The organism is Labrys methylaminiphilus subsp. lupini (genome assembly GCF_051161885.1).
GTDB lineage: Bacteria > Pseudomonadota > Alphaproteobacteria > Rhizobiales > Labraceae > Labrys.
In genome coordinates this window covers 1,481,864-1,498,692 of sequence record NZ_JBMDIH010000001.1, presented here as the reverse complement: position 1 = coordinate 1,498,692, position 16,829 = coordinate 1,481,864, and the positions used below count along the sequence as shown (strand labels likewise).

Here is a 16,829-nt window from a genome sequence, read left to right as displayed (position 1 = left end):
AGCCTTAAGGCCATTGCCGGAGCCCGAACGGCCGCCCCGGCAGGCGGGAATCCACCCTTATCCAGCCCAGAAGGACCCACCGATGACCGGCAGCCTCAATCGGCGTCAGCTCCTTGCCGGGCTCGGTGTCAGCCTGACCAGTCTTGCCCTCGCCCGCCCTGCGGCGGCTTCAGGATTGACCTTGACGGCGGCCGCCGGCGAACTCGCCTTGCCAGGCGGCGCGAGACCGACCCGGACGCAATGTTTCGATGCCTCGACCCCGGGGCCCCTTCTGCGCGTGAAACGCAACCAGGCCGTGACCGTGCGCTTCGCCAACCGTCTCGAAGCCCCTTCGACAATCCACTGGCATGGCATACGCCTCGCCAACGCCATGGACGGCGTCCCTGCGCTGACGCAACAGGCGGTGAAGCCGGCTGACGGTTTCGACTATGCGTTCACGCCGCCGGATGCCGGTACCTTCTGGTACCATCCGCCCGCTTTCGGGCCGTCTCTGTCCCAATGCGAGGCCGGGCTCTATGGCGTTCTCGTCGTCGATGAAGACGAACCTCCCAAGGTCGACCGTGATCTGATTCTCGTCATTGACGACTGGCATATCGGCCCCGACGGGCAGATCCTGCCGGCAACGCACAGCGCCGGTGGCAAGTCCATCATCACGGTGAATTCGAAAGCGGCCGAAACGATCAGCCTTGCTCCCAATGAGAGGCTGCGCCTGCGCATCGTCAACGTCGCCATGACGCGCATCGCCAAACTGGCTCTGGCCGGCTTTGGGGCTAGTATCATCGCCATCGACGGCCACCCCGTCGACACGCCCTTTGCTCCCAATCACGGCCGGATCGATCTGCCGCCCGGTGGTCGTGTCGATATTGCGGTCGACGGCACGCTTGCAGCGGCGAGCGAGGCCGGCATCGCGCTCGACCATGACGGTGAAGTCGTCGTTCTCGCCCACCTCGCAGCGAGCGGCGCGGCGCCGCTTCGTCCTGCTCCCTTGCCCCCCTTGACGCTCCCACGTCCCGATCTGCCCGCTGCCTTGGCCCTGCAGAAGGCCAAGCGCGTTGCCGTGCCCCTGCCCGGCCGTGCCGGCGGCCAGATTCTGCCAGACAGGCCTTTGTTTTCGGTCAAGCGCGGCAGCCTCGTCGATCTGGCATTCTCAAACAAGACGCGCGTCGACCAGGTCGTGCATGTGCACGGCCACGCCATGCGCATCCTGCATCCCTTTGACGATGAGTGGCAGCCCTATTGGGTCGACACGGTCGCGATCGGCCCGGGAGAGACCGTCCATACGGTGTTCCTGGCGGACAATCCCGGCAAATGGCTTCTGCATGGCCGCCCCTGCGGCCCTGCCCAGGAGGATCTCGTGACCTGGTTCGAAGTGATCTGAACTCCCGCACCCGCGTCTAGTCATGGTGCAGGGGGCTCCTGACGACCCCTCCCGACGCTTTCGTCGCGGTTCATGTCGGCCAGCGCATCGCGCATCGATGCACTGGAGATGCCGAAGAATCCGCCATAGGGAATCTTCAGGTCGACGATGACGAACATGACGCTCGACACACAAACGACGCCAATGGCGAGCACGACCTTGCTCAACAGCCGGTGCGCGATCTGCAGGCCGAAGCTGAGAAAGACGAGCGCCAGCCAGAAGGCGATGATCAGAGTGAAGAATACGCCGGACGGGGCGTGCGTATCCTCGATGACAGCCCAGCGTCCCGTCAGCGCTGCGCGGTAGTCGAGTTGGCATCGCGCGGCGATGTTCTTGCTGACGCTATCCGTGGGTTCGAAGGAATCGATCGCCAGACCGATCTGGTTCATCACGCCGGCAAGAACCTTATCCTCCCCTCTGAGCGGCATGTCCTTGGTATCGAGCATGGTCTTGACCTCCGGCGCCGGCTCATCGGGCCAGGTGCTGGCGATCACCGCGGCAGTGTAGCGATGCAGCAGTTGCCGCGCCGGTTCCATCCGCGGAGAGAGGTCGCGCAGGCATTGATCGAGACTCGCCAAATGCGCCGCATAGGTCGAGCGGTCCTTGCTGGCCGCATCGAAATTGGCTCGGGAGGTGGAGAGTTGCAAACTCAGGATCAGGGCAGCGAAGGACACCAGCAGGCCCGTCACCAGCCGCACCGTCTCCATATTCTCCTTAGAGAGATGCTCCTCATGCAGACGCTTCCGCAGGATCACCCCGCCGATGGCGCTCAAGCTGAAAAGCACCAGGAAACTCAGTCCGTAGATTTCTTCCATGCCCGGGAACCGCCATGTTTTTCTTGTCTCGGCAGTATCGCTCAGCGTGCGTGACCTGGGTGTCACACCGAAATCGGAACCTGCGATCTCCTGCTGCAGGTCGCTTTACCGGAACACGCGCCTCACCAAGCAAAGAACCAGTCGCTCCGACACAATCAGACCCGGCCCCCTTCACGACAGGGCGGCGAGTGCCTTGGGCAGCATCGCCGGCAGATCGTCGGCGGTGAGGCCCGGCCCGAACAGATTGGCCGCTTCCCCATGCAGCCAGACCCCGGCGCTGGCGGCTTCGAAGGCTGGCATCGATTGGGCGAGCAGCCCGCCGATCAGGCCCGAGAGCACGTCGCCGGAGCCCGCCGTCGCCAGGGTCGGCGGCGCATTGGCGTTGATGGCGGCCCGTCCGTCGGGCGCCGCAATCACGGTGTCGGCCCCCTTCAGCACGATCACCGCGCCAGTTGCCTCGGCGGCCGCGCGGGCCCGGTCGAGCTTGGCCGCATGTTTTCCGGCGATGTCGTCGAAGACGCGCGCGAACTCACCCTCATGCGGCGTGAGAACGACCGGCCCGAGCGCGGCCCGCAGCGTGGCGATGAAGTGAATGCGCTCGGCGGCAAAGGCGGAGAGTGCCCCGGCATCGATCAGCACGGAACGCGAGGAGGTAAGCACCATGTCGACCTTGGCGCGGGTCTCCTCGTCCGGCGGCAGCGCCGGTCCCACGACGAAAGCATTGCGCCTGATATCCTCCAGCATGATGGCGAGGCCTTCGGGGCCATCGCAGCGCCGCACCATGATGGCATCGAGCGAGGCGGCATGGATGCCGAGGGCCTCGGAAGGGCTGGCGACCGTGACGAGCCCCGCGCCGGCGCGCAATCCAGCCCTGGCCGCCAGGCGTGCCGCCCCCGTCCCTTCGATGCCGGCGGACAGGACGACGAGGTGCCCCCGCGCATATTTATGCCCCGCCGGTTCGAGACGCGGGAAACAGGGCTGCCACAAGGCGGGCTTGTTGACGAACGTCCGGGGCCGGATGGTTGCCAACACGTCGTCCGCAATGCCGATATCCGCAACCCGAATGGCGCCGCAATGCAGTTTGCCCGGCAGGAGCAGGTGCCCAGGCTTGCGCCGGAAGAAGGTCACGGTCTCGCGCGCCTTGACGGCCACGCCGCGGACCTGGCCGGTTGCGCCATCGATGCCGGACGGCAGGTCCACTGCAATGACCTGCAGGCCAGAGGCATTGATACGCCCGACCAGCGTAGCGAGCGGGCCGCCTATGTCGCGAGAGAGCCCGGCGCCGAGCAACGCGTCGATGATGATTCCTTCCCTGGGAAGCGACAATGTCAGGGCATCTTCGACGGGCTGTCCCCATTTCTCCGCGGCATAGGCGACTTCTCCCCCCAGCATCGACACAGGTCCCAGCAGGCCGAGTCGGACCCGATAGCCTCTTTCGCGCAGGATGCGGGCGGCAACGAAACCATCGCCTCCATTCAGGCCCGTGCCGCACAAAACCAGGATCGGTATGTTGAAAGGATGCCTTGCCGCAGCGTCGGCCACCGCTCGCCCGGCCCGTTCCAGCAACTGGTCGGCGGTCATGGCCTCGGCAATGGCGAGGCGGTCAGCATCGGCCATTTCGGACGGGGTCAGCAACTCGATCAAGACATCCTCCAAACCTTCACCGACATGCGCTACCTCGTCGCATTCGGTGGAAAAAAATGCGATCCCCGCCGCCGTGTGCCGAAAATTACCCTCTTAGGCCGCATATTTTATTGGCAGGCCGCCGAAAAATTGTGCAGTCTTTCGGTACCGCTTGCCCATTTTTCAGCACCTAACGCCTCAACACCTTGAAGATAAAAGAAAATTTTCCTGTTGGCGGTTTGGCATGCGACCTGCTACCAGCAAGAAGGTTTCTGCGCACTATGTGCTGAAATCGAGGAGACCCCATGAAGAAAATTGAAGCCATCATCAAGCCCTTCAAGTTGGACGAGGTGAAGGAAGCGCTGCAGGAGGTCGGCCTGCAGGGCATTACGGTGACGGAAGCAAAGGGATTCGGGCGGCAGAAAGGCCACACCGAACTCTATCGCGGCGCCGAATATGTCGTCGATTTTCTTCCGAAGGTGAAGATCGAGGTTGTGGTGCCGGACGAGCGTGTCGAGCGCGCCATCGACGCCATCCGCAAGGCCGCCCAGACGGGTCGGATCGGCGATGGCAAGATCTTCGTCCTCAACATCGAAGAAGCCATCCGCATCCGTACCGGCGAGAGCGGCCTCGACGCCATCTAGAGCAAAGCGCGTTCGTGACTGAACGCTTGTTTGCTCTAACTCTTTGTTTCGACGCGTCTTTGCAATTTCAGGTGATTCCGTCCAATCGCAAAACGCTCTGGCAATCAGCGAGCCCAGCTCGCGCCTCAAAAAGATTGTGCCCAAACGAACGAAAGGTTTGCACACGATGAAGACCGCCAAGGATGTCCTGAAGGCGATCAAGGACAACGACGTCAAATATGTCGACTTCCGCTTCACCGACCCGCGTGGCAAGTGGCAGCACGTGACCTTCGACGTATCCCTGGTGGATGAGGAGATCTTCACGGAAGGCACGATGTTCGACGGTTCCTCGATCGCCGGCTGGAAAGCGATCAATGAATCCGACATGTGCCTGATGCCTGACCCCACCACCGCCACCATGGATCCCTTCTTCTCCGCAGCGACGATGTCGATCACCTGCGACGTGGTCGAGCCGTCCACGGGCGAAGGCTACAGCCGCGATCCGCGCGGCATCGCCAAGCGCGCCGAAGCCTATCTGAAGTCGACCGGCATCGGCGACGTCGCCTATTTCGGCCCGGAAGCCGAATTCTTCGTGTTCGACGACGTCCGCTTCAAGGCCGATCCCTACAACACCGGCTTCAAGCTCGACTCGACCGAACTGCCGACGAATTTCGACACCGAATATGAGGGCGGCAATCTCGGCCACCGCATCAACACCAAGGGCGGCTACTTCCCGGTTCCCCCGCTCGATTCGGCGCAGGACATGCGCTCGGAAATGCTGGCTGCCATGCAGCAGATGGGCGTCGTGGTCGAGAAGCATCACCACGAGGTCGCGTCCGCCCAGCATGAGCTCGGCATGAAGTTCGGCACGCTGGTGACGATGGCCGACCACCTGCAGATCTACAAATACGCCATCCACAACGTCGCCCACACCTATGGCAAGACGGCGACCTTCATGCCCAAGCCCGTCTTCGGCGACAATGGCTCGGGCATGCATGTGCACCAGTCGATCTGGAAGGACGGCAAGCCGGTGTTCGCCGGCAACAAATATGCCGACCTCTCCGAGACCTGCCTCCATTACATCGGCGGCATCATCAAGCACGCCAAGTCGCTGAACGCCTTCACCAACCCGGCGACCAATTCCTACAAGCGCCTGGTCCCCGGCTACGAGGCGCCGGTGCTGCTGGCCTATTCGGCCCGCAACCGCTCGGCCTCCTGCCGCATTCCATACACCACCAACCCGAAGGCCAAGCGCGTCGAGGTTCGCTTCCCCGATCCGGCCGCGAACCCCTATCTCGCCTTCGCCGCCCTGTTCATGGCCGGCATGGACGGCATTCTCAACAAGATCGATCCGGGCCCGGCGATGGACAAGGACCTCTATGATCTGCCGCCCAAGGAGCTCAAGAAGATCCCGACCGTCTGCGGCTCGCTGCGCGAAGCCCTTTCCGCCCTCGACAAGGACCGCGAATACCTCAAGAAGGGCGGCGTGTTCACCGACGACTTCATCAACAGCTTCATCGAACTGAAGATGCAGGAAGTGATGCGCTTCGAGATGACGCCGCATCCGGTCGAATTCGAGATGTACTACTCGGTCTAAGAACTCAAAAACCATCCAGAGAGAACCGAGCGAGGGCCGGTGCAGCAATGCACCGGCCTTTCTTTTTTCGGCCTTGATGGCGGACATGAGCGGATGCCGCTCCGCCGTTGCCGGCAGCGAGAGGATTCAGACCTGCCAGGGGGACCTTCTGCAGGCGACCTGCGTTAGAGGGTTGGATCGAGGAACCGATCACTGCCCGACACCTATCGGAGGACAGCATGGAGCATCCCTACACCTTCGGTATCGAGGAGGAGTATTTCGTGTTCCAGCGCCAGACAGGCGCCGTCCAGGAAACCATGTCGCCCCAGTTCTTCGACGAGGCCCGGCAAGCACTGGGCAAGCACGTCACCCGCGAATTGCTGCAATCGCAGATCGAGATCGCCACGACGCCCTGCCGCAACATGCATGATGCCAGGCTGCAATTGGTGGGGTGCCGCCAGGCTTTGCAGGATCTCGCCTTCAAGCACGATCTCGGCATCCTGGCGGCGGGCACCCACCCTTCTGCCGAATGGTCCGAGCAGCACCCCACCCAGGCCTCGCGCTATGGCAAGGTGGCGCGTGACCTGCAGATGCTCGCGCGCCGCAAGATGATCTGCGGGATGCATGTGCATGTGGAGGTTCCCCAGGACCTGTCTCGGGTGGACCTCATGGGGCGCGCGCTACCCTACCTGCCGCTGCTGCTGGCGCTTTCCACCTCCTCGCCCTTTTGGCAGTCGCGCCGGACCGGCCTGATGGGCTACCGTCAGAACATCTATGCCGAGTTGCCCCGCTCGGGCCTGCCCGACCTCTTCCAGAGCGAAAAAGACTATCAGACCTATGTCGACACACTGATCAGCAATCGCATCATCGACGACGCCAGTTTCCTGTGGTGGGCAATAAGGCCCTCCGGCCATTTGCCCACACTGGAACTGCGGATCACGGATGTCTGCACCAATGTGGAAGACGCTCTCGCCATCGCCGCGCTCTATCGCAGCCTGGTGCGGCATCTCGCCCGCAAGCCGGACCTCAATCGCGGCCTGACGTCACCTGGGCGAGCCATCGTCGAAGAAAACAAATGGCGGGCGCAACGCTATGGCATTCACGGCTCGCTCATTGATCTCAATAGCGGACACGCGAGAAGCGCCGCCAATATGCTGACGGAACTGCTTGATCTCGTCTGGGAAGATGCCGAACTGCTCGGTTGCAGTGAAGAGCTGGCAACAGCACAGATGATTCTGCGCAACGGCACCAGCGCCGATGGACAATTGGCCGTCTATGAAGAGCGCATCGCTGCCGGCGCGACGGCTGACGAAGCCATCCACGCCGTGGTCGATTGGCTCGCCAACAAGACTGCAGCGCCGCTCGCCGCGGGCCTCGCAGCCGGCGGCTGACTGGCCGGTTGCGTTTCGATCCGCTTCTGCTAGGTCAAGAAGATGAGCGGTCTCCGGGCTTTGCGGCCCGGCTGACCGCCGCGTTCGAGCGTGATGCGGGGGAGGCCATGACTGTCACCATAGACGGACGACGTATGACGGGTGCTAAGGTCGTCCGTGTCGCGCGCTCCCAGAAGGCAGGCCGGTTCGAGAAGGCCGGCATCGAGGCCAAGGCCCGCGCCGCGGTGGGTACTGCACGCGACTATATCGACGCCAACTGGCTGAACGACCAGGCCCCGCTGATGTACGCCTTCAACACCGGCGTCGGCCTGTTCAAGGAAGTGCGCATCCCCATCGCCAACATGGCGCATTACCAGGACCAGACCATTCGCGCCCATGCCACCGGCATCGGAGAGCCCTTCGCGCGCGAGATCGTGCGGGCCACCATGCTGCTGCGCGCCAATGCCTTTGCCTCCGCCTATTCGGGTGCGACACTGCCGCTGATGGATCGTCTGGTCGGCTTCCTCAATGCCGGCCTGCATCCGGTGATCCCTTCCAAGGGTTCGGTTGGCGCCTCTGGCGACCTCGCCCCCCTCGCCTATCTCGCTGGCGCCATTCGCGGCTTCGAGGACGTCCAGGTCGAATATAAGGGCAAGATCTATCCAGCGCCGGAAGCCGCGCGCCGGGCCGGCTTCGAGCCCGAATACAAGATGGGGGCCAAGGAAGCCTCGGCCATCATCAATGGCTCCACCGTGTCGCTGGCCATCGCGGCCCTCGCCCAGGAGGATGCCAAGCGTATCCTCCAACATGCCGACATCGCGCTTGCCTTGACGCTGGAGGCCCTACGCGGCGAGTTGGCGGCCTTCGATCCGCGCGTACACGCAGCACGCCCGCATCGCGGCCAGGCACGCACCGCCCGCAACCTCCTGCGCATCGCCGGCGATTCCAAGCGTTGTTCGGAAGGCGCCCGCGCCATCCTGTACCCCGACGAGACGCGCGATCCAGCCAAGCCCGTGCCGCCGCGCGTGCAGGACGTCTATTCGCTGCGCTGTGCCCCGCAGGTCCATGGCCCGGTCTTCGAGGCTCTTGCCTATGCTGACGGCATACTCGGGGTGGAAATGAATTCCGCCACCGACAACCCGCTGATGTTCGCCAACGACGACGGCAGCTACGTCTCGATCTCGGGCGGCCATTTCCACGGGGCCTATGTCGCCCAGGCCATGGATCTCCTCGCCATCGCGATGACTGATCTCGGCGCCATTTCCGAGCGTCGCCTCGCCCGTCTGATCGATCCGGTGATGAGCTATGGCCTGCCGCGCAACCTCCTCGCCGGCGAGCGCGGCCTCAACACCGGCTTTGCCACGGTACAATGCTCGATGTCCGCTTTGGTGATGGAAAATCGCGGCCTCGCCACGCCCGGCTCGGTCGACTCGATTCCTGGCAAGAGCAATGCGGAGGATCACGTCTCCAACTCAACCTGGTGCGCCCGCAAGGCCCGTACCATTGTCGAGAACGTCGAACAGATCGTCGCCGTCGAAATGCTGATGGCCGCCCAGGCGCTTTCGCTGGTTGCCGATCGCAGCAAGGGCTATCCGATCGGCAAGGGCTCGCAGGCGGCGCTCGAAGCGATCCGTGCAGAAATCACACCGGCCCTTGACGGCGACCGCTGGTACCACCACGAAATGCAATCCATACTCGATCTTGCCCGCAGCGGTCGCATCCTGGCCGCCGTTGAATCGGCAGTCGGTGTTCTGGAGTGAGGAGACCCCATGATTCTTGTCTGCGGCGAAGCCCTGATCGACTTCCTGCCTGTCAAAAGCGCTGATGGCCGGAACGCCTATCGGCCGGCTGTCGGCGGCAGCCCGTTCAATACGGCCATCGGCATCGGTCGGCTCGAGGGCGATGTCGGGTTCTGCGCCGCGCTGTCCACCGATTTCTTCGGCGAGGATCTCGCCGTTGCCCTGACCAAGTCGAAGGTCAATCAGCGCTATGTCGCCCGCTCGAAGCACTCGTCGATGCTTGCCTTCGTCTCCGTCGGCGAAGGCGAACCCGAATATGCCTTCATCGACGAGGCCTCGTCCAACCGTCTATTCTCCCCAGAGCGCGATGCTCCGTCGATCGGGCCGGAAGTCTCGATGATCTGGACGGGCTCGGTCGCCCTCATCAACGATCCCATCGCCTCGGCCTATGAGACGCTCTATTTCGCCAGCAAGGGCCAGCGCGTGCTCGGCATGGATCCAAACGTCCGGCCGACCGTGGTTGATGATGCCGTCGAATATCGCGCCCGCATGAAGCGCATGACGGAAGCCGCCGAGATCATCAAGATCTCCAAAGCCGATCTCAACTGGCTCTACCCCGGCATCGATCCCGCCACCTGGGCGCGGGACCTGGTGGCCAAGGGCGCTCATTTCGTCGTGCTGACGGACGGTGGCAACGGCGCTGAAGGCTATGGCAGGGGTTTTGCCGTCAAGAGCCCCGTGGTCAGGGTCGAGAAGGTCGCCGATACGGTCGGCGCCGGCGACAGCTATTCCTCGGGCCTGCTCACCATCCTGCAGCGCCGCAAAGTGGTTTCCATCGACACCGTGAAGAATCTCGACGAGGCCATTGCCCAAGAAGCCATGGACTATGCCGCAAGGACGGCGGCAATCACGGTTTCGCGCGAGGGCGCGGATCCGCCCTGGAACCACGAGATGGCCTGATCACAAAACGCCTAATGGCGGCATCAGCATTGATGCCGCTACTTCTCCAGTTCGGCTAATTTTCTGTCGAAACGCCCGCTCTGCAGGCTGATCAGCGCGAGCAGTGGCAAAGCAAACAGCGCCAGATGCACATAGCCGCCGCGGATCAGCAGGAACTGGGCGATCAGCGTGCCTGCGTCGATCAAGAGCAGAAGCACGGCCGCCGCCAGGCTGGCCACGGGCACGAGCACCAGCAATGCGGCAAGAGCCTGCGTCGACGACAAGGTGACGCGCATCCAGGGTGCAAAGCCAAGCGCATCGAACTGACGGACCATGATCCGATGCCCCCACAGGGTGAGCAGCGCGGGCGTGAGGAAGATCAGCGCCACCAAGATACGCAACCCCCAGGTAACCAGGCCCTTGGTGCGGGATTCGGGAGAAGTCTCGGACGCCATTCGTGTACTCGCCAACAACGCCTTTGGCGCGGCTCAAGCACAATGACAGCGCTTGCAGACGTCCACGAGGCCCGGACTGAATAATCCCCCTGCTTCACCGTACTGGCAACCGTTAAAATTGCGCGGGGCGTGTTCTGTAACTCCCGAAACGCCTCGGCCCGATCGTAGGCTGTGCCGGATCTCTACTCGCCGCCGCGGATGGGGAATAGCTACCGGCGGCTCCACACGCAGATTTCATGACGCGGGTTGCATGCGTCTGCGCCAATCACGCGTTGCTGAGGGGTCAAGGGAAAATCAATTAACTGCGTAGCGAGAACAGCGCGTTTCACCCTGCCCACCGTCATAATTCCGCAAGGACAGATACGTGTTTTTAAAATAATCCACCGCGACATTCCGTAGCGTGAAAAAATAGTACCGCGATAAAAACATACCCATCACATACAACTTTTGACCGTCTGGTAATTTGTTTCAGGATATCGAATGGTTCTCATGTTAAAAATTTCTGGTAGGAGTGCCGGTGATGCAGATCCGGGACGAGCATAACCCGCGATGTCACCATAAACAGCGGATACTCAGCTGCGGCACAGGGGAAGATGTTGCCATCAGACATGCAGCATCCCCGGAGTATCCTTCTGGTTCGAGCCAACCAGGTTCATCTGGAGGGCAAGACTTCAGCCCAGGTCCTCTCATCACACGGGCGATCGTGATCTGTGAGATCAAGCTGGTTCGAGACACCATGGTAAGGAATATTATCAATTCGAAATTATCTGTTTTGACAGAAGGCTATCAGGCCGCTGAAGACTGGAGACCAGATAATTCGGACGATTCTCCTATCGTTATAATATACTGGAAGAAAGATACCTCATTCTATCGCAATTTGCGGTATGCAATTGCCTCAATCGTTTCCAAATCTCCACGATCCCGCATAATTGTTGTTTCTGAAATTTCTGATGTCGATGTCATGAAGCAGGCCTACATTGCTGGGGCCAAGGCTTTCATTGGAGTGCAAGCCAGCTTCGATATGCTGCGATCGATCATTCAGCTGGTCATCATCGGGCAGTTGTACTTCCCATTTGAGCTATTGTCCGAAGGCAGGAACATACTGAGAAATCCGTCGATCGAGGCTGACGGTTCGGTTCTTACTGCCCGTCAAATCAAGATCGTTGAATACGTCACCAAAGGGATGTCCAACAAAGAGATCGCCGCTGAGCTCGGCCTGAAAGAACGCACGGTCAAGGCAAGCCTCCTACGCATCATGCGCAAGATCGGAGCGCGCAATCGCTCAGAGATTGCCTATAAATTGAGGAAACCATAGGTGCGGCAGGGTTTGGGGCACGCTGATCAAACAGTCGTTCTACTATACACTGCGCAGCCGCGGCTGAGAGCGCTACGGCGCTTGCATTTCAAGGATCACATGTCGCGATCTCGGACGCTCGGCTGTGGCCGCACTGGCAATCCCGGATGCACCATCCCGAAGATCGCGACACTGACCGGCACTTCGTGGCGGACGTTCGGACGACCCTAGACCGGACCCTTCCCTTTTCAGGGATGAAAATTGGCAATGAACCAATCAAGAAGCTCGAAGCCCCTGTCGAAAACGAGGCCGAGAACGACATGGAGGCCGAGAACGTACTTTGAATTCAGTGCCGTGAAAAATCACAGGATCAAACGACATCCGATGATTTCAAAGCAGGAATGCGAGTAAAATTAGATGGCTCGGGGACCTGGATTCGAACCAAGATTAACGGAGTCAGAGTCCGCTGTTCTACCGTTGAACTATCCCCGAACAATAGGCCTTTTAGGTCAATCACCTGGTTGGAATGTTGTGCAATTCCAACGAGTGCTTTCCAGTGGGTGGCCCCGTTCCGTTCGGGCTTCATATTGAAGTCGCTCCCGCATTGCAAGAGGTCTCGTCGATTTTCTGTGGCCACGGGATCGCTTTGCGCCGCCTATTCACCACCTCGATGAAAACGCCGCGGCTGGCGGCCGCTTTCCAGTCTTCCAAGCGTCGCCCGGATCCGAATCAAAGCGCGATCTCGCGGTCCCGTGTCGAAAATCTCACCTCCTGTTGAGAGCCAGGATGCCTGATACAGAAGACGAATCGTGCACAGTCGGCAGTACCCTGAAAGGCGCTCTCGGCCCATCGCAGATCGACGGCGAGGCGCAGCAGCACCGAAGAGGCCACGTCAGGTCCGAAAGAAAACAGGCGCCGCAACGGCGCCCCTGCCGATTGAAAATGGTTCAATAGCCATCACCGTAATAGCGACGGTGGCGGTAGCCGCGATAGCCAAAGCCAAACCCGAACCGGGGTCGGCGATCGTCGTAATAGTAGTTGTTCGGATTCTGGCCGGGATGGCGACGCAGATAATGGCTGAGTTTGCAGCCTCCATGGCTGGTCATCTTATACCCGGGCGGACATCCACCATGATACCGACCCTGGGTGACGCCGGAACCATCTTTGACCGGAGGCAGCACGAGGGGCACATCAAACACCATCGACGGACCAGCAACGCCCATTGAAACCGCAGGACCTATCGATATCTAGCGTGTCATCGAGCTCTCCTTTCTGAATTTGTCTCGAACATACCCAATGATTAGAACCTCTCCTTAACGAAAAAATTCCATTTTTCTGGATTTTTACGAAGTGAGATTCCCAGGAAATACCAAAAACCCGCGTGAACCATGCCCGACGCGGTCTCTGCTCGACGAATTGGCGGCCCCCTGAACGGCAGCGCGCATTTCCGTGAACCGGCATCACCGCGCATGTCCCATAATACAGGCCTAGCCATCGGGGACCAAAGCGCGTTCCGGGCGTTATGGTACCACCACGCAGGCTCTTCCTCTTGGCGCCCACACAGGTCATAACTGATTGATTGGTGTGGCCAGTCTCGATCGAGTTGCCCATGAGCAGACATACCTCTCAACGACCGCCTCTGCGCTTGTCCCTTCTTCTTGCGAATGCGGTGAAGAGCTTGTGGCGTGGCCTCTTTCCAATCGCCTTCCTCAACAGTCTGCCGAGCCTGCCGACTCTCCTCGCCTTGACGGTGAACGGCGAAGTCTCGCAGACGCCGACGCTTGCCGATCTGGTGGCCCTGCCCGTCGCCGTGATCCTGCTGGTTTTTGCCCAGGGCGCCACCATCGCCGGCACGTACCGGTTGCTGCAGGGCGAGGATTTCGACCTGCTTCTTTCAGCGCGGCAAACCTGGCAAAGGCTTCCGACCCTGCTCGGCACCGCCTTTCTCAGCGGCATTCTCGTCCTGCTCGGCCTTGCTGCACTGGTGGTACCCGGCCTGATGGCAATTGCTCTGCTCTATCTCGCACTGCCGGCCTGCATGATCGAGCGCACCGACATGGTGGAGAGCCTGGAGCGCAGCGGGCAACTCACCCAGGGCTATCGCTGGTCCTTCCTCGGTCTCTTCATCCTGACGCTGCTGCCGACGATCGGGCTCGGTGCCGTCACCGGCGATCTCGCCTATGCACCCGCGAGCCTGATGCAGACGCTGGGTCAGGAGGCCGGCATGATTCTTTTTGGCATTCTCTCGGCGGTGACGGCGACGGCGGCCTTCGAGCGATTGCGTGAGATCCGCAGCATGCCGGAGGCAGCTCGGACCTTGCCGGAATGGGCCAGCGGCAAGACCTGAAAGGCTGCCCACTGCCATCTGCTAGGGCGGCTCATCCCAGAGGAAGGGGTGATCAGGCGGCAGCTTGGCATTGCTGATTCTATCCCACCAGTTCGAGGGCTTGCGGCCATTGCACCAGTAGGAATCGTAGATGGTGTCCACCTGCCAGCCCCACAGATGGGTCAGTCCCTTGAAATCCAGGGAATACATGATGTTCTTGGCCGTCGCCGAACCGGCGCTGTCTTGCTGGTGGCTGAGGCGGCAGGCGTGTCCCATTTCATGGAGCAGCAACGTCTTGGGATTGTCCTGGATCGGCTGCGGATCGACGATGACCCAGGGCAGCCACTCCTGGCGCAGGACTGTGTAACCGTTCGGCCCGCCATCGATATGGGCGAACACCACGACCAACCGCGTTTCATCCGGAATCGTGCCGAGGCTTTTCCTGAGAGCCGTGAGGCCATCAATGGGAGCCTCGCCCTGCATGGGCACATAGACCGAGCCGCTGAAATCCAAGAGGCCACGTGCCACCCGGCCTTGCTCTTCGATTGCCTTGGCGGCAGCCTCGGTCTGTTTCTTGGCGACCTCGCCCTTCGCCTTCTTTTGCCTCGCAACCTGTTTGCCTACGGACTTGTCGAATTCGCGGGTGGCCTTGTCCTTCGTTGGCGCCAGTGCTGCCGGTTCGGTTTGCAGCGGCAGCATGTCGAGCGCCAGCGTATATTTCCGGAGGATTTCGTCGGCGCCCTTGAGCAGCACCCAGCTGTTGTTCCAAAGCGATACGTCGCGCCAGACATCGGCAGCCCAATAGACCTGTACGCGCACGCCCTTGCCGCCAAAATCATGATATTGCTGGGGTTTGTTATCGATGTCGTTGGCAGGATCTTTGTTGAAGTCGAGAAAACTCGTCATTTGAGGGACTCTCGCGCCATCGTCACCACGGGCTGAGGAGGGCGTTGTTGACAGGATGGCACGGTATCGAAACGAGCGCCGCAACAGCGTTTGCGATGGGGCGAAATCACCCAGAATCGCAAAGATGCTCTAGCCAATCCCCGTTGGACTGACTTGGAAACAAAGAGTTAGAGCAAACAAGCGTTCACATTTGAACGCGTGCTGCTCCAAGGGAGATGGACCCGCAACAGGCTTGATTGGAGCACAAAAAGGGCGGGGCCGCCTCCTCTGAACTCGGGATGACGACCACGCTCCATCTGCCCATACTGTCTCGTCAGGCAGGCATCGCGGCCTTGCTGCGAGCCGCGCACGACGAACCGCGATCGCTCGGCCAAGCAGGCATGCTGCCTTCACGGAGAAGATCATGGCTACACCGCTTGAAACCAAGCCTGCCAAGCTGGCTCCCATTCCGCGCGGCCGTCCCTATCGTGTGAAGGATGGCGACGATTGGCTTTCCGTTGCCAGGGCGCATGGCATCAACGTGCAATATCTGATCAGCTACAATTTCGACACGCTCAACACACGCGAGGTGAACTGGTATCTGCGCCACCGCGTTGGCTGCGTCGTGCCGAGCTCGAAGGGCTGGAACTGGCGATTCAGCAGCGGCGCCAATCCGGGAATCATCATGATTCCCCCAGATGACGGCCAACTCGTCCTCAAGATAAACAGCTTCACCTATTCGATTGCCACCATGAGCTGGATCGACCCGCGCTCCGGCCTGCCGGAGCACGATGCCGGCAGCCCGGGTGAACTCGTCGATCGCAAGCTCATCCTCGGCAGCAGCGGCTATCGCTTCGCCAATTTTCTCGAAGCCACCATCGAGAGCACCGACACCTCCTCCAAGGCGATCAGGCTGCTCCATCGCGTCGCCTACGAGAAGGATACAGGCCTCTACCGCTCGCCATCCTTTCTCGGCTTTCCCTCCTATCCCTATCCGATCAAGCTGGAGGAGCCGCAATATATCGATGAGGGCGTGGTGTTCCGCCAGACCGTCGGCGCCCGCACCCAGAGCGCCGAACTCGCTGCGGGCGTGGCACCTGCGCCCATCGGCTTCGTCGCCGGCAAGATCCTGCAGAAAGTCATGAATTTCCCGCCGATCTGGACGGAACTGAAGCTGACGATTCGCTATGACGGGACCTATGAAGGCGAACTGGTCGCCCACAGCCTCTACCCGAGCTGTTCCTATTACGAGCGCTCGCCCCTCATGTGCCTCAATCTCGGCCCCAAGCCCGAGGCCTGCGAGGCCTATGAGCGCAAATACGAATATGACGGCCTGCCGAATTTCGCCCGCTGGTTCGAACAGGACAAAGGCTGGGGTGCCAAGAGCGGCTACATGCCCGCCGACGGCAACCCGTGGGGTGTCACGGCGCCCGATCCGGACGTGCTCTTCGGCGAGCAGCCCCCGGACCCGAACGAGGAAGTACGGCGCCCGCACCAATATCCGCCCGAGACCTGGCGCCCTCCCAGCCGCTGAAACGACATTCTCCAGAGCAAAGCGCGTTTAGACGGAAACGCTGTTCTGCTCTAGCTCTTTGATTCGACGCGTCTTTGCGATGCTTGGTGATTCCACCAAATCGCAAAACGCCCCCGGCGGGGCCCGCGACGGCGACTTTCGAGCGATTGCACGAGATCAGCGGCCCGCCGGAGGATACTCGGCCCTTGCCGGAATGAGCCAGCGGCAAGACCTCAGAGGTCACCTGTAAGCGC

The 16,829-nt window shown here is 61.1% G+C and carries 14 protein-coding genes and 1 tRNA gene; 9 read left to right on the top strand and 6 right to left on the bottom strand.

What is annotated here, in order from left to right:
* Nucleotides 1-82: 82 nt before the first annotated feature.
* On the top strand, nt 83-1,378 hold the full coding sequence (locus tag ACN6KF_RS06910) for a multicopper oxidase family protein (protein WP_434956128.1): 1,296 nt from the start codon (nt 83-85) through the stop codon (nt 1,376-1,378).
* A gap of 20 nt (nt 1,379-1,398) precedes the next feature.
* Here ACN6KF_RS06910 and ACN6KF_RS06905 read toward each other — a convergent pair whose 3' ends face one another.
* Nucleotides 1,399-2,190 (bottom strand): bestrophin-like domain, encoded by a 792-nt coding sequence (locus ACN6KF_RS06905; protein ID WP_434956127.1) that lies wholly within the window; start codon nt 2,188-2,190, stop codon nt 1,399-1,401.
* A 213-nt stretch (nt 2,191-2,403) separates the two neighbouring features.
* On the bottom strand, nt 2,404-3,873 hold the full coding sequence (locus ACN6KF_RS06900) for an NAD(P)H-hydrate dehydratase (RefSeq protein ID WP_434959630.1): 1,470 nt from the start codon (nt 3,871-3,873) through the stop codon (nt 2,404-2,406).
* 287 nt (nt 3,874-4,160) lie between these two features.
* Here ACN6KF_RS06900 and ACN6KF_RS06895 point away from each other — a divergent pair, with 287 nt between their 5' ends.
* The 5 genes from ACN6KF_RS06895 to ACN6KF_RS06875 all read left to right on the top strand — a co-directional run bounded on the left by ACN6KF_RS06895 (nt 4,161) and on the right by ACN6KF_RS06875 (nt 10,123).
* Nucleotides 4,161-4,499 (top strand): P-II family nitrogen regulator, encoded by a 339-nt coding sequence (locus ACN6KF_RS06895; RefSeq protein WP_068296275.1) that lies wholly within the window; start codon nt 4,161-4,163, stop codon nt 4,497-4,499.
* A gap of 166 nt (nt 4,500-4,665) precedes the next feature.
* Nucleotides 4,666-6,075 (top strand): type I glutamate--ammonia ligase, encoded by a 1,410-nt coding sequence (gene glnA / locus ACN6KF_RS06890; RefSeq protein WP_434956126.1) that lies wholly within the window; start codon nt 4,666-4,668, stop codon nt 6,073-6,075.
* A 218-nt stretch (nt 6,076-6,293) separates the two neighbouring features.
* Nucleotides 6,294-7,445, top strand: a complete 1,152-nt coding sequence (locus tag ACN6KF_RS06885) for a carboxylate-amine ligase (protein WP_434956125.1) — start codon at nt 6,294-6,296, stop codon at nt 7,443-7,445.
* Nucleotides 7,446-7,552: 107 nt separating this feature from the next.
* Nucleotides 7,553-9,184: an HAL/PAL/TAL family ammonia-lyase gene (locus ACN6KF_RS06880; protein ID WP_434956124.1), complete on the top strand. Its 1,632-nt coding sequence runs from the start codon at nt 7,553-7,555 to the stop codon at nt 9,182-9,184.
* 9 nt (nt 9,185-9,193) lie between these two features.
* Nucleotides 9,194-10,123: a carbohydrate kinase family protein gene (locus tag ACN6KF_RS06875; RefSeq protein ID WP_434956123.1), complete on the top strand. Its 930-nt coding sequence runs from the start codon at nt 9,194-9,196 to the stop codon at nt 10,121-10,123.
* A 38-nt stretch (nt 10,124-10,161) separates the two neighbouring features.
* Here ACN6KF_RS06875 and ACN6KF_RS06870 read toward each other — a convergent pair whose 3' ends face one another.
* On the bottom strand, nt 10,162-10,557 hold the full coding sequence (locus tag ACN6KF_RS06870; RefSeq protein WP_434956122.1) for a hypothetical protein: 396 nt from the start codon (nt 10,555-10,557) through the stop codon (nt 10,162-10,164).
* A gap of 520 nt (nt 10,558-11,077) precedes the next feature.
* Here ACN6KF_RS06870 and ACN6KF_RS06865 point away from each other — a divergent pair.
* Complete coding sequence (locus ACN6KF_RS06865; protein WP_434956121.1) at nt 11,078-11,872, top strand: helix-turn-helix transcriptional regulator; 795 nt, start codon at nt 11,078-11,080, stop codon at nt 11,870-11,872.
* Nucleotides 11,873-12,269: 397 nt separating this feature from the next.
* Here ACN6KF_RS06865 and ACN6KF_RS06860 read toward each other — a convergent pair.
* Nucleotides 12,270-12,343: transfer RNA gene (locus ACN6KF_RS06860), tRNA-Gln, on the bottom strand.
* A gap of 455 nt (nt 12,344-12,798) precedes the next feature.
* The gene (locus ACN6KF_RS06855; protein ID WP_434956120.1) at nt 12,799-12,957 is read right to left on the bottom strand and encodes a hypothetical protein; all 159 of its coding nucleotides are present in this window, start codon (nt 12,955-12,957) and stop codon (nt 12,799-12,801) included.
* 503 nt (nt 12,958-13,460) lie between these two features.
* Between ACN6KF_RS06855 and ACN6KF_RS06850 the strand changes: the two genes are divergently transcribed.
* Nucleotides 13,461-14,198, top strand: a complete 738-nt coding sequence (locus ACN6KF_RS06850; RefSeq protein ID WP_434956119.1) for a hypothetical protein — start codon at nt 13,461-13,463, stop codon at nt 14,196-14,198.
* Between the two features lie 21 nt (nt 14,199-14,219).
* On the opposite strand, the gene ACN6KF_RS06845 is transcribed toward ACN6KF_RS06850, so the two are convergent.
* On the bottom strand, nt 14,220-15,083 hold the full coding sequence (locus ACN6KF_RS06845; RefSeq protein ID WP_434956118.1) for a hypothetical protein: 864 nt from the start codon (nt 15,081-15,083) through the stop codon (nt 14,220-14,222).
* A gap of 403 nt (nt 15,084-15,486) precedes the next feature.
* Between ACN6KF_RS06845 and ACN6KF_RS06840 the strand changes: the two genes are divergently transcribed.
* Entirely contained in the window at nt 15,487-16,596 is a 1,110-nt protein-coding gene (locus ACN6KF_RS06840; RefSeq protein WP_434956117.1) for a hypothetical protein, read from the top strand.
* Nucleotides 16,597-16,829 lie beyond the last annotated feature (233 nt).

Bases quoted from the DNA above. Each gene is read 5' to 3' on its own strand.
- ACN6KF_RS06910 (WP_434956128.1), top strand. From the start codon at position 83: ATGACCGGCAGCCTCAATCGGCGTCAGCTCCTTGCCGGGCTCGGTGTC.
- ACN6KF_RS06895 (WP_068296275.1), top strand. From the start codon at position 4,161: ATGAAGAAAATTGAAGCCATCATCAAGCCCTTCAAGTTGGACGAGGTG.
- glnA (WP_434956126.1), top strand. From the start codon at position 4,666: ATGAAGACCGCCAAGGATGTCCTGAAGGCGATCAAGGACAACGACGTC.
- ACN6KF_RS06885 (WP_434956125.1), top strand. From the start codon at position 6,294: ATGGAGCATCCCTACACCTTCGGTATCGAGGAGGAGTATTTCGTGTTC.
- ACN6KF_RS06880 (WP_434956124.1), top strand. From the start codon at position 7,553: ATGACTGTCACCATAGACGGACGACGTATGACGGGTGCTAAGGTCGTC.
- ACN6KF_RS06875 (WP_434956123.1), top strand. From the start codon at position 9,194: ATGATTCTTGTCTGCGGCGAAGCCCTGATCGACTTCCTGCCTGTCAAA.
- ACN6KF_RS06870 (WP_434956122.1), bottom strand. From the start codon at position 10,557: ATGGCGTCCGAGACTTCTCCCGAATCCCGCACCAAGGGCCTGGTTACC.
- ACN6KF_RS06865 (WP_434956121.1), top strand. From the start codon at position 11,078: ATGCAGATCCGGGACGAGCATAACCCGCGATGTCACCATAAACAGCGG.
- ACN6KF_RS06855 (WP_434956120.1), bottom strand. From the start codon at position 12,957: ATGACCAGCCATGGAGGCTGCAAACTCAGCCATTATCTGCGTCGCCAT.
- ACN6KF_RS06850 (WP_434956119.1), top strand. From the start codon at position 13,461: ATGAGCAGACATACCTCTCAACGACCGCCTCTGCGCTTGTCCCTTCTT.
- ACN6KF_RS06845 (WP_434956118.1), bottom strand. From the start codon at position 15,083: ATGACGAGTTTTCTCGACTTCAACAAAGATCCTGCCAACGACATCGAT.
- ACN6KF_RS06840 (WP_434956117.1), top strand. From the start codon at position 15,487: ATGGCTACACCGCTTGAAACCAAGCCTGCCAAGCTGGCTCCCATTCCG.